A 12372-nucleotide genomic window follows, 5' to 3' on the forward strand; every position below is an offset into this window, starting at 1 on the left:
ATGACGGCATCGGCCGACAAGACCGGCAAGACCGACGGGCGCATCCTCATCTCTGTAGACGCCATGGGGGGCGATTTGGGCCCGGCAACCGTCGTTGCCGGGATTTCCACGTCTGCGAAGAAGAACAATCGGATCGGTTTCATTCTTCACGGCCCCGAGGACGTGTTGAAGCCGCTCGTTGCCAAGCGCAAGCACCTGGCCGGTCGATGCGAGATTCGGAACGCCGGCGACGTGGTGGAGATGGAGGACAAGCCGAGCCAGGCGTTGCGCCAAGGCAAGGGCACCTCGATGTGGTCGGCCCTGGAATCCGTGCGCAACGGCGAGGCGAATGTCTGCGTCTCTTGCGGCAACACCGGCGCGCTGATGCTGATGTCGGTCATACGGCTGCGCAAGTTGCCCGGCATCTACCGCCCCGCAATCGCGGTGTTGTGGCCTTCGCAGAACCCGCAGCGGCACAACATCATGCTGGACGGTGGCGCCGATATTCGCGCCGACGCCAAGGACCTCATGCAATACGCGCTCATGGGAACGTCCTATGCGCGGAACGGTTTCGGGCTGGACCGCCCCCGTGTGGGCCTGCTGAATGTCGGCACGGAAGAGCACAAGGGCCGCTCCGAGCTGCGCGAGGCCTATGACCTGATCGAGGGCAATGCGCGGAACGGCGATTTCGAGTTCGTGGGGTTTGTCGAGGGACGCGACCTGCCCGGCACGGTGTGCGACGTGATCGTGACGGACGGATTTACCGGCAATGTGGCGCTCAAGACCGGGGAAGGCACGGCGAAGCTTATTCGAGAATTGCTCAAGGAGGCCTTTGCGCATACTCCGCTGTCGCGTCTTGCATCTATCCTGGCGCTGACATCGCTGCGCCGGATGGGCAAGCGGATCGATCCAAGCCGCGCCAACGGCGGTGTCTTCCTCGGCCTCAACGGTACGGTGGTGAAATCACACGGCTCGGCAGACGCGACGGGCATTTCCGCTGCAGTGAAACTGGCCTTCGAGCTGGCCGATACCGGCTTTACCGAAAAACTGGCCGCACGGGTTGCATCTGCGAGCATGCTTGAACAGGATGGCGAAAACGAACCCGACAGTAGCGGTGAACAGGCATGACGATTCGCGCCGTTGTAGACGGTGTCGGTCACTACCTTCCTGAACGAGTGGTGCCGAATTCACATTTTGAGACCTTTCTCGATACAACGGACGAATGGATCAGAACCCGCTCGGGGATTGAGCGGCGCCATTTCGCCGCCGAGGATCAGACGACCTCTGACTTGGGCACGCGCGCGGCTATCGCTGCAATGGAAAACGCGGGCGTAAGCCCGGAAGATATCGACGGCATCCTTGTCGCCACATCGACACCCGACCTTACCTTTCCGTCCGTCGCCACGATGATCCAGAAAGAACTGGGGATGACGCGCGGCTTCGGCTTTGATGTGCAGGCCGTCTGCGCGGGTTTCGTCTATGCGCTTGCCAACGCCAATGCGCTGATCGTGTCGGGCCAGGCGAAGCGCCTGCTGGTGATCGGGGCCGAGACCTTCAGCAGGATCATGGACTGGACCGATCGGTCGACCTGCGTTCTGTTCGGGGATGGTGCCGGCGCCGTGGTTCTGAGCGCGGCCGAGGCCGAGGGCGCTCCGTCCGATCGCGGAATTCTGTCTACCGACCTCAATTCGGACGGTCGCTACCTGGATATGCTCTATGTCGATGGCGGCGTGTCTTCGACCGGCACTTCGGGCAAGCTGAAGATGCAGGGCAACCTATTGTTCCGGCAGGCGGTTGAAAAACTGACCACGACCGCCGAGGCGGCCTTGGGCAAGGCCCAACTGACGGATGACGACGTTGACTGGATCGTGCCGCATCAGGCCAATATCCGCATCATTCAAGGCACCGCCAAGAAACTTGCCATTCCCATGGATCGGGTGGTTGTCACCGTTCAGGATCACGGAAACACCTCGGCCGCGTCCATTCCGCTGGCCTTGTCGGTCGGCGTGTCAGAAGGCAAGATCAAGCGCGGAGATCTGATCGTTTCCGAAGCGATCGGCGGTGGCCTGGCCTGGGGCGCCGTGGTTCTGCGCTGGTAAGTGCCGGAACAAAGCGCGATTTTTCCGCTTAAACTCTGCCTGCCAAGTCATTGACATTGACTCGGAAAATTCTTCGACCCTAAAGTCCTTTGCATAAGGTAGAGGGGATGTGATGACAAACAACACGCTGACAAGGATGGACCTGAGCGAGGCGGTGTTCCGCGAAGTGGGCTTGTCGCGCAACGACTCTGCCCAGTTGGTCGAAAGTGTTCTGGAGCATATGTCGGACGCACTGGTGCGCGGTGAACAGGTCAAGATCTCTTCTTTCGGCACGTTTTCGGTGCGCGACAAGTCGGCCCGCGTGGGGCGGAATCCGAAAACCGGCGAAGAGGTTCCGATCAATCCCAGGCGGGTTCTGACCTTTCGCCCATCGCACCTCATGAAGGACCGGGTCGCGGCGGGCAACAAAGGCTGAGGTAGACGCCATGGCCAAATCCGCCGACGCCTTTCGTACAATCAGCGAAGTTGCCGACTGGCTGGAGACTCCGGCGCATGTGCTGCGTTTCTGGGAAAGCAAGTTCAGTCAGGTAAAGCCGGTGAAGCGCGCCGGTGGACGGCGGTACTATCGCCCCGCCGACATGAAACTGCTGGGCGGTATCAAGAAACTGCTCCACGATGACGGCATGACGATCAAGGGCGTGCAAAAGATGCTGCGCGAACAGGGTGTCGGGCACGTATCGGATTTTTCTCAGCCCCTGGGCGACGCCGCGGATGACGTGATTATAGATCACCTCGAAGAGGCCCCTGCCGAAGCGTCAGAGTCGCAACTTCCCGGTGCCGGTGCCTCCGTTGCCGCATCCGAACCGCAGCCATCGGATACCGGGATGAGGACGCCCATGCCTCCGCAGACACCCCAGGCCGAAACTTCGGCGCCTTCTGACGTGTCTTCTGCTGCTGAAGTGGAACCTGAAGACGCCGGGACGACGCCGGAGCAGCCATCATCCGGGGCAACGCCCGACCCCGAACCACGAACGCCGAGTGCGGCTCCCGAGCCGCCTCCGGTCGCATCCGATTTGCCGCCCCGTCCGGAAATGACGAATGATCGTGCCCTCCCGCCCACTCCGGAGCGGGAAGAAGAAACCGAGAGCGCAGCTTTGACGTTCAGCCGGCACAAGCCGGAGCCCGCGCCTATGCCCGAAGTCGAGCCCGATCCGACCGCCGAGACGCAAGATGTGTCGGATGGTGGCGCCCAATTGCCGAGTTTTCTGCAACGCGATGAGGCGCCTCCTGGGGCGTCACAGAGCAACGAGGATCAAGCGCAGGATCCGCAAGTGGCGGACGATACGCCTGAAACGCCGAAGCCTTCGCTTGCCGTGGATGTGCCCGACGATCCGGAAGACGAGGTTGCCGCAGACGCAGGCGTTCTGACCTTGCTCTCGAGGATCGAGCGCCCTCTTTCACCCGACACGATTGCCGGGCTTGAAGGCTTGCTTCCGCGACTGCGGGCCACGACGGGCACCGCTGCCAGAGAGTAGCGCGTGAATCTGGAATTTCCCCCTTGTCCTTGTCGCCAAAACCAGTATGAACGGCCAGACGTCGGGCTATGGCGCAGCCTGGTAGCGCGTCCGTCTGGGGGACGGAAGGTCGCAGGTTCGAGTCCTGCTAGCCCGACCAATTTTTCGCGCACCACTGGTCCTTTTTCCGCGCTTTGCGTCGGTACGGAACGTATCGTGGTGCGGCACGCAGGGAGGCAGGAATGACCGGCGTTCTGGCCAGCCAGCAACTCGAAACGATGATCCAGGACGGTAGCCTTGCGGCGCAGCCCGCGGTCCTGTCCGATCAGATACAGCCCGCCTCGCTGGATTTGCGCCTTGGATCGGTCGCGTACCGGGTGCGCGCCTCGTTCCTGGCAGGCGCCGGCGCCAAGGTCGCAGACAGGTTGCAGGAATTCGAAATGCACCGGATCGACCTGACCGATGGTGCGGTCCTCGAAAAGGGCTGTGTCTATGTCGTGCCCCTGATGGAAAGCCTGGATTTGCCCTCGGATATTCACGCCGTGGCGAATGCAAAGTCTTCGACCGGACGACTTGACCTGCTGACCCGGACCATCACCGATGGCGGCGAGGAATTCGACCGGGTCACTGCCGGCTATTCCGGCCCGCTCTATGCCGAGATATGTCCGCGCTCGTTCTCGGTGCTTGTCCGTCCGGGGATGCGCTTGAACCAGATCCGGTTCAGGGCGGGACAGGCCGTGCTGAACGATGCGGCCCTGAGTGCCCTTCATGCCCAAAGCCCCTTGGTCGACGGTCCGCCGGTGATCAGCGACGGGCTGGGCTTTTCGGTGGACCTGAAGCCGGCGGAAGGCACCCTGGTCGGGTACCGTGCCAAGCCCCACACCGGGGTCATCGATCTTGACAATATCGCCGGCTACGCGCCCGCCGACTATTGGGAAGAAGTCCACAGCAATACGGGGCGGATCATCCTGGATCCCGGTGCGTTCTACATACTCGTCAGCCGTGAAGCGGTGCACATCCCGCCATCCTATGCCGCCGAAATGGCCCCCTACCTTGCCATGGTGGGTGAATTCCGGGTGCATTACGCCGGTTTTTTCGATCCCGGATTCGGACATGACGCGGCGGGAGGTGCCGGTTCACGCGGCGTTCTGGAAGTACGCTGTCACGAGGCCCCTTTCGTGCTGGAGCACGGGCAGATCGTGGGTCGGCTGGTCTACGAGCAGATGGACGAAGTGCCACAGCAACTTTATGGCGCGGGAATAGCCTCGAACTACCAGGGACAGGGCCTCAAGCTGTCAAAGCACTTCCGCGCCGCCTAAAGCGTTTCGCCCTTCGCTGATGACTCAGGTAAATGGCGAAACGATTTAGAAACGGCCGATCTTGCGGGCCACGCGCATGGACTGTCTCATGCGCTTCTGCGTCTCTGCCGTCTGCTGTTTCTGCTGGCCGTTCGACGTGCCCTGCCCTTTGGACGAAGCGTTCTTGGCATCCCGCTGCGAAAATCTGTTGATCCCGGCATTGACCCCGCCGCGGATCAGGCGGTTCATGACCATCCGAATGACCATGTTGATGATGCGGTTGGCGTTCATTGCGCGCTCCTCAAGTACCTGCTTGATTGGGATATAACACGCGATAATGAAGTTTTCAGGGCAAATCCGGAAATTTAGCCGGGTCAGTCCTCGAAAAGTTCGCTTTGACCTTCTTCAGTCTCTTCCGACAGGTCCTCGTCGCCTTCCCCCATTTGGGGCATCTCGCCGGGCGGTGGCCGGTTTTCCAGAAGGCCCGCGGCGCGCAGTTCCTTCAGACCGGGCAGATCGCGCGCGTTTTCCAGGCCGAAGTGATCCAGGAAATGCTGGGTCACGACAAAGGTCACGGGCCGGCCCGGTGTCATCTTGCGACGCCCGAACCGGATCCACTCCATTTCCAGCAGCTGGTCGACCGTGCCGCGACTGACGCTGACACCACGGATTTCTTCGATCTCGGCGCGGGTGACAGGTTGGTGATAGGCGATGATGGCCAGTGTCTCGATCGCGGCGCGGCTGAGCTTCCGGGTCTCGACCGTTTCCTTTTGCATCAGGAAGCCGAGGTCGGCTGCGGTACGCATGGCCCAAGCATCGCCCACCTTCACCAGATGCACGCCGCGCCCTTCGTAGCGCTTGCGCAGGTGCACCAGGGCTTCGGCGGCATCGCAGCCGTGGGGCATCCGGGCTTCGATCTCCTTTGCGGAAATCGGCTCGGCGGTGGCAAACAGGATCGCTTCGCACATGCGTTCCTGCTCCGCCATGGGCGGCGCCTCGAAAAGGCTTTCATTCTGCGGCGCTTCGTTCTCGATCCCGTCAGACATGCGCTATCCCTTTCGCCGCAATTCCAGCGGAGCGAAAACCTCGGACTGGCGCAGTTCTACCTTGCCTTCCTTCGTCAGCTCCAGGGCCGCGGCAAAGGTCGACGCCGTGGCAGAGCGCCGGCGTCCTGGATCGGAGGTAAAACCCTCCGGCAGGTAGGACGCGATATCGGTCCATGTGCCTGCGAACCCGATCAGCCCCCGCATTCGGTCAAGCGCCTGTTCCAGGGTGAACAGCGCTTCGCGGTCGAACGCGTAGGGCCGAAACTCATCCCGGGTGCGGATCCGCGCGTAGCCTTGCATGAGGTCGAGAAGCGTGGCGGTGTATTGCACGCGACGAATGCGGGTCACGTCCTCGGGCAGGCCACGGGCAAAGAAGTCGCGTCCCAACTGGTCGCGCCCCATCAGCCTGGCTGACGCCTCGCGCATAGCTTGCAGGCGTTCCAGCTGGAACGCCAGGTGCGCGGCCAGCTCTTCGCCCGACGGGCCTTCTTCGGCGGGATCGGGTGGAAGAAGAAGCCGAGATTTGAGGAATGCGAGCCAGGCCGCCATCACCAGATAATCCGCGGCCAATTCCAGGCGCAGCGCCTTGGCACGTTCGACAAATGCCAAATATTGCTCGGCCAGTTGCAGAACGGATATCTTGCGCAGGTCAACCTTCTGCGTGCGACTGAGCGTAAGCAGAAGGTCGAGCGGCCCCTCGTAGCCGTCGACGTCCACGATCAGCGCTTCGGCCGCCATGCGGTCGCTTACGCTCTCGATCTTATCTGTTTCCTCGAACGCGTCTTCAGACATTGCCCCGACCGTGTAGCAGTTCGGTCAGCTTTGCCTCAAGCGCGGGAATGTCAACCTCGGCCGGGCCTTTTCGAGCGGCAAGCGCTGCATCGGCCCGACGGCGTGCGTCGCCTTCAAGCGAGCCGGAGGCCCCGGCGACAGCGGTCATCTCGTCAAATTCGCCGTTGCAATGAAGGACCACGTCACAGCCAGCCGCGAGCGACTGCCGGGAAAGTTCGGCCAGGTCGCCCTTGAGCGCCTTCATCGAGATATCGTCCGTCATGATCAGCCCGTCAAAGCCGATGCGGTCGCGAATGACGCGCATCATTTCGGGCGAGGTCGTGGCGGGACGCGTGTCGCAGGCCGTATAGACAAGATGTGCAGTCATTCCCATGGGCAGGTCATTCAACGCTGCGAACGGCCGAAAGTCGGTATCAGAAAGCGTTTCGAAATCCGTCTCGACGACAGGCAGGTCAAGGTGGCTGTCAACCTGGGCTCGGCCGTGACCGGGGATGTGCTTGACGATCGGCAATACGCCACCGTCCAGAAGACCATTCGCCACCGCACGGCCAACCTTCGCCACCGTATCGGCACTATGTCCATAACATCTGTTTTTCAGGAATGGATGCGTTTGCCGTGTCGCGATGTCGACAAGAGGTGCACAGTTGGAGTCTACCCCCAATTCCAGCAGTTCATGCGCGATGATCCGGTAGCGAGCGTACATCGCGTCCTCGGCACGCGAACCGGCAAGCTGTACCTGTTCCAACGGTGGCAACCACTCGCGCCAGACCGGACCGCGCAGGCGCTGAACGCGTCCCCCTTCCTGGTCAATCAGGATCGGGGCCTCGTGGCCGGCCGCCTTGCGCAAGCTGTCGCACAGAGCGCGCACTTGGTCCGGGGTCTCGATATTGCGTGCAAAAAGAATGAAACCGAAGGGCCGCGCCTCTTTGAAAAGCGCCGCCTCTTCCACTGTCAGTTCCGTACCGGCCACGCCCAGGATCGTGGCGCTAAGCGAAGTCAACGCGTCACCACCGGGATGCAATCGGCCTTCTCCGCGACCAAGGCCGAGCAAAAGCGCCGAGCGTCGCTGAGATCTGTGAAGCCCATTGCCCGCAGGCGGTAGAAAGTCCGCCCTCCGCTTTGCGCTTTCTGAATCACGCGCTGCTTGGCGTCCAGGTATTCCGAGAACCGCTTGGAGAGTTTGGCCCATTCCTGTTCCGCGACCGCGGCACTTTCGAACGCACCAAGCTGTGCCATGCGGGTGCCGACCGGAATGCTGTCGGGATCCACTTCCGGTGCGGCTGCCGCTTGGGCCGCGACACTTGCAGCAACGGCATCCTCGACACTTGCCAGCTGGACCGGGCGTGCCTTGGGACGAAGAGAGCGGCCAAGGCCCTCGGAGGACAGAGCCGCGGTGCGCTCGGACTCAGGCTCGGCTTCCTGTTCGGCTGACGCTTCGGCGTCGTTGTCGGAGCTTTCGGTCGACGCCAGGGGCGTCATCGGCTCCACGCCTTCGGACAATTCATCGGCCAGCGTGTTCAGAGCCGCCAGCGTCGCCGCGTCTTCGTCGGACTCGACTGCATCCTGGGCCTCTGCCCGGGGTGACACCTCGTCGGCGGCGTCAGCAGGCGCGTCGGCGGAAGCGGCGACCCTCAATTCCGATTGCGGCGTGTCTTCAAGGCTTAGCGTCAGCGGTTCGGGTGCCAACACGAGACGGTCGGCCGGTTTGGCAGCAGAGCCGTCCGCGGCCACGCCGTTCACCGCGAGGCCCTGATGTTCGGCGGTCGCACCGCCCGGGTCCTTGGGCTGAATGCGCATCGGACCTTCGGCAGCGCGAACGACAGGTACGCCGCTGACATCGCGCACAAGAATCTTGTAGCCCCAGACCCCGATACCGACCACGAGAGCCAAAGAGATAGCAGCCCCTGCCATATTGGTGAGTTTCTGGAATGATATCCGCCGATTGCCCCCCATATCGCCGGGGGTACCCTGCATCTGTGCCATTGCTCGCCTCGCTACCTCCGGCGATACTTGGCCGCCGGCTTGGATTACTGCCTGATCCCCGGTGCGGGCGCGGTTTTTCTACCGCATTTCTTCGACCGGGGTTACACCCAAGATACCAAGACCGGCGGAAATAACAACGGTTACGGCTCGTGCCAAGGCGATTTTCGCCTGAGACCCGGCTGTATCGGCCTCTTCGAGGAAACGCAGCTCTGGCACGTCGTTGCCGCGGTTCCAAAGGCTGTGCAGGTCGCTGGCAAGATCGTAGAGATAAAAGGCCACACGGTGCGGCTCGTTCGTGCGTCCGGCGATTTCAACAAGACGCGGCCACTCGGCCAGCTTCTTGGCCACGGCAAGCTGTGCCGTGTCGCGCAGCACCGAAAGATCCGCCGCGGCGAGCGTCGCGTCGTCGACCTCGATACCGGCCTCGCGCGCCTTGCGCATCACCGATGAGATCCTGGCATAGGCGTACTGGACATAGAAGACCGGGTTTTCCTTGGATTGCTCCAGAACCTTGTCGAAGTCGAAGTCGAGCGGGGCGTCGTTCTTGCGGGTCAGCATCACGAAGCGGGTCACATCCGCGCCTACCTGATCGACCACATCGCGCAGGGTCACGAAGGTCCCTGCCCGTTTCGACATCTTGAACGGCTGGCCGTCCTTGTAGAGCTTGACCAGCTGGGTCAGCTTGATGTCGAGCGGCACCCGCCCGTCCGTCAGCGCGCTCACCGCTGCTTTCATCCGCTTGACATAACCGCCGTGATCGGCGCCGAACACGTCGATCAGCGCATCGAACCCGCGTTCGACCTTATCGTAGTGATAGGCAATGTCCGGCGCAAAATAGGTCCAGTCCCCGTCGGACTTCTTGACCGGGCGATCCACGTCATCGCCATGCGCGGTGGACTTGAACAGCGTCTGTTCTCGCGGCTCCCAATCTTCGGGCTTCTTGCCCTTGGGTGGCTCCAACACGCCTTCGTAGATCAAGCCCTTCGAGTGCAGAGCATCGAGCGCCTGCTCGATCCGGCCGGTGCCGTAGAGGGATTTTTCGCTGTAGAACACATCCATCTGCACGCCGAGTGCGTCTAGGTCCTCGCGGATCAGCGCCATCATGGCGTCAGTGGCGAAATCGCGCACGTCGGCCAACCACACGTCCTCGGGCTGGCCCACGTAGTCGTCGCCGACCTTTTCCTTCAGCGCCTCGCCCACAGGCACGAGGTAGTCACCCGGATAACTGCCGTCCTCGAAGGCGATCTCTTGCCCGTGCGCTTCGAGGTAGCGCAGGTAAACGGAGCGGGCGAGGACACCCACCTGGGCGCCACCGTCATTGATGTAATACTCGCGGGTGACCTCGTAGCCGACATAATCTAGCAGGCTGGCCAGGGCATCGCCAAAGACGGCGCCACGCGTGTGGCCAACGTGCAGGGGGCCTGTGGGGTTGGCCGACACGTACTCGACGTTGACGCGCTTGCCCTTGCCCAGTTCCGAGCGCCCGTAGGCCTCTCCGCCCTGAAGCGCGGCGCGCACAACGTCCTGCCAGAGCGAGTTGGCCAGACGCAGGTTCAAAAATCCCGGACCGGCGACCTCGGCAGATTCAATACGGTCGTCGGCCGCCAGCAAAGTCGCGAGTTTCTCGGCGATATCGCGCGGTTTTTGACCTGACGGCTTGGCAAGAACCATGGCCGCGTTGGTCGCCATGTCGCCATGCGCGGCATCCCGAGGCGGCTCGACGGTCACATTCGCCATGTCCAGGTCATCCGGCAATTCGCCCCTGCTCTGCATCGTATCAAGGGCGGCAAGGACGCTGGCGCGGATCTCGGTAAACAGGTTCATCGGATAATCCTTCGTTTCCGCGCCGGTTTATCACCAGAACCGGCCACGTCAATCCGCGCGGGTCTATGCAGACGCCGACGCGGCGGCCCTTTCCTCTCGCGCCGGGCCAAGCCAGATGAGTTTGAACTCGCCCTCGCTCTCGACCTTGGAGGTTTCCGACAGAATGCGCAGTCCGGCGGTTTGGCTGTGGGTCGCCAGCGGAATGCCTCCGTCATTCTGCGACTGCCAGTCTTCGAAGGTGTAGTCCTCGGTCAGGTTGGTCGCCCGGACTTCCCAACCCTGGACCATTTTGCCGGCCAGTTCGGTATAGCCGCGACCTTGTGCAACGATCCGGCCGCCCAGCGATGCGGGAAGTTCGTGCCGCTTGCTGTCCTGCTTGGCACGGCCCAGTTGATAGACGTTTTCTCGACCAAATTCGGGTGCCAAGTCGGTGGCAACGAGCGTGTTGTAGGCATCGTTGTCACTGATCGCGAGCACGACGCCGTATTTCATGATCTCGGCACTATGCTCCGCAGCTTCGGACAACACGTCGCCGAAAAAGACCGGCAATCCGGCCTCGCGCGCACTTCTCAGGCGCGCTCGGTTGGTGTCGGTGATCAGGATGGGCACCTCGAGCTCTTGCAGTGTCTTCGCGAAGGAGGTTGCGAACTGTGAGCCCCCGGACAAAAGAACGCCGGGCTGGCCCTTTCCGGCAAGCCCCAGCCATCGCGCCAGCGGAGCGAGCGTGAACCCGTGCAGAACCACCGTGGCAGCCACCAGCGCAAATGCGAAGGGCGTGAGGAACGCGGCATCCTCGACGCCTTCCGCCACCAGGCGCTCTCCGAAAAGGCCCGCAACGGCCACGAGAACCACCCCGCGTGGTCCGGTCAGACCCACCAGAAGGCGTTCCCGGAAAGGGATGTTGGTGAAGGCCAGAGAAAACAAGACCGTCATCGGGCGTACCAGGAGGATGACCACTGCCACCATCGCAACGGCATTCCAGTTGATGAGGCGCAGGGTTTCCATATCCATGTTGGCGGCGAGCAGAACGAATACCCCCGAGACCAGCAGTATCGTCGCATGTTCCTTGAAACGGCGCAGCTCTGTGTAGCTTGGAAGGTTTGCGTTCGCGATCACCACGCCCATCACCGTCACCGCCAGCAGCCCGCTTTCGTGAAGGATGTAGTCCGTCAGTGCGAAAATACCCAACAGGATGCTGAAGAGCACCGGCACCTTCATGTATTCCGGCACCTTACCCCGCCGAAACGCCTCGCTCAGGATCCAGCCGCCTGCCCATCCGAGAACGCCCGCCACCACGATTCCGCGCAGGATCTGCCATGCGGCAAGGCCGAAACTGCCTGCGCTTGCGGACACGACGATCACCTCGAAGGCCAGTACAGCCGCCAGTGCGCCGATCGGGTCGTTCACGATGGCTTCCCACTGCAGCAATTGGGCCGGGCGGCGGTTCAGTCGCGCCTGACGCAATAGTGGCGCGATCACCGTCGGTCCCGTCACGATCATGATGCCACCGAAGACAGCGGAACTTTCCCAACTGAGCCCCCCGACATAATGCAGCGCCAGGGCGCTGCCGATCCAGCCTACCGGAGCGCCGAGGAATACTAGCCGTTTGACCCCCTGCTCTGCCCCGCGAAGCGAATAAAAATCAAGCGTCAGGCCGCCTTCGAACAGGATGATCGCCACCGCGATGGAAATCATGGGGCCCATGAGCGTGCCGATATCGCGCGACGGGTCGAAAACGCCGAATACAGGACCGGCCAGCAATCCCGCAGCCAGCATAAGGACGATTGCGGGCATCCGCAGGCGCCAGGCGATCCATTGCGCTCCAACGCCGAGCGCCCCGACCATCGCCACCGCCATGACCGGATCGAGCGCTCCCTCCGTGACGCCTGTCGCCATG

12 protein-coding genes and 1 tRNA gene are annotated in these 12372 nt (G+C 62.2%); 6 read left to right on the forward strand and 7 right to left on the reverse strand.

Annotation, left to right across the window (positions count from 1 at the left end):
* The 6 genes from plsX to FIU89_RS10495 all read left to right on the forward strand — a co-directional run bounded on the left by plsX (position 1) and on the right by FIU89_RS10495 (position 4851).
* A complete protein-coding gene (plsX, locus tag FIU89_RS10470) occupies positions 1 to 1107 on the forward strand; it encodes a phosphate acyltransferase PlsX (RefSeq protein WP_152492533.1) in 1107 nt (368 codons plus the stop codon).
* The gene (locus FIU89_RS10475; protein ID WP_152492534.1) at positions 1104 to 2078 is read left to right on the forward strand and encodes a beta-ketoacyl-ACP synthase III; all 975 of its coding nucleotides are present in this window, start codon (positions 1104 to 1106) and stop codon (positions 2076 to 2078) included. The genes plsX and FIU89_RS10475 overlap by 4 nt, the downstream gene beginning before the upstream one ends.
* A gap of 112 nt (positions 2079 to 2190) precedes the next feature.
* Positions 2191 to 2493 carry an integration host factor subunit alpha gene (gene ihfA / locus FIU89_RS10480; protein WP_152492535.1) on the forward strand — a complete coding sequence of 101 codons (303 nt, stop codon included), beginning with the start codon at positions 2191 to 2193 and terminating at the stop codon, positions 2491 to 2493.
* Positions 2494 to 2503: 10 nt separating this feature from the next.
* Positions 2504 to 3553, forward strand: a complete 1050-nt coding sequence (locus tag FIU89_RS22600; protein ID WP_254701644.1) for a MerR family transcriptional regulator — start codon at positions 2504 to 2506, stop codon at positions 3551 to 3553.
* Positions 3554 to 3615: 62 nt separating this feature from the next.
* Positions 3616 to 3692, forward strand: a tRNA-Pro gene (locus tag FIU89_RS10490).
* 82 nt (positions 3693 to 3774) lie between these two features.
* Positions 3775 to 4851, forward strand: coding sequence for a 2'-deoxycytidine 5'-triphosphate deaminase (locus tag FIU89_RS10495; RefSeq protein ID WP_152492536.1), 1077 nt, complete (start codon positions 3775 to 3777; stop codon positions 4849 to 4851).
* 45 nt (positions 4852 to 4896) lie between these two features.
* Here FIU89_RS10495 and FIU89_RS10500 read toward each other — a convergent pair whose 3' ends face one another.
* The 7 genes from FIU89_RS10500 to FIU89_RS10525 all read right to left on the reverse strand — a co-directional run bounded on the left by FIU89_RS10500 (position 4897) and on the right by FIU89_RS10525 (position 12371).
* Positions 4897 to 5121 carry a hypothetical protein gene (locus FIU89_RS10500; RefSeq protein ID WP_152492537.1) on the reverse strand — a complete coding sequence of 75 codons (225 nt, stop codon included), beginning with the start codon at positions 5119 to 5121 and terminating at the stop codon, positions 4897 to 4899.
* Positions 5122 to 5204: 83 nt separating this feature from the next.
* Positions 5205 to 5876, reverse strand: coding sequence for an SMC-Scp complex subunit ScpB (gene scpB, locus FIU89_RS10505; RefSeq protein ID WP_152492538.1), 672 nt, complete (start codon positions 5874 to 5876; stop codon positions 5205 to 5207).
* A gap of 3 nt (positions 5877 to 5879) precedes the next feature.
* Positions 5880 to 6668, reverse strand: a complete 789-nt coding sequence (locus FIU89_RS10510) for a ScpA family protein (RefSeq protein WP_152492539.1) — start codon at positions 6666 to 6668, stop codon at positions 5880 to 5882.
* Positions 6661 to 7689: a beta-N-acetylhexosaminidase gene (nagZ, locus tag FIU89_RS10515; protein ID WP_254701645.1), complete on the reverse strand. Its 1029-nt coding sequence runs from the start codon at positions 7687 to 7689 to the stop codon at positions 6661 to 6663. The genes FIU89_RS10510 and nagZ overlap by 8 nt, the downstream gene beginning before the upstream one ends.
* Complete coding sequence (locus FIU89_RS22605; RefSeq protein ID WP_254701646.1) at positions 7665 to 8579, reverse strand: SPOR domain-containing protein; 915 nt, start codon at positions 8577 to 8579, stop codon at positions 7665 to 7667. The genes nagZ and FIU89_RS22605 overlap by 25 nt, the downstream gene beginning before the upstream one ends.
* 150 nt (positions 8580 to 8729) lie before the next feature.
* Positions 8730 to 10475 (reverse strand): arginine--tRNA ligase, encoded by a 1746-nt coding sequence (gene argS, locus FIU89_RS10520; RefSeq protein WP_152492541.1) that lies wholly within the window; start codon positions 10473 to 10475, stop codon positions 8730 to 8732.
* A 63-nt stretch (positions 10476 to 10538) separates the two neighbouring features.
* A complete protein-coding gene (locus FIU89_RS10525; protein ID WP_152492542.1) occupies positions 10539 to 12371 on the reverse strand; it encodes a sodium:proton antiporter in 1833 nt (610 codons plus the stop codon).
* Position 12372 lies beyond the last annotated feature (1 nt).

The sequence above is a fragment of the Roseovarius sp. THAF27 genome, assembly GCF_009363655.1.
Classification (GTDB): Bacteria; Pseudomonadota; Alphaproteobacteria; order Rhodobacterales; family Rhodobacteraceae; genus Roseovarius.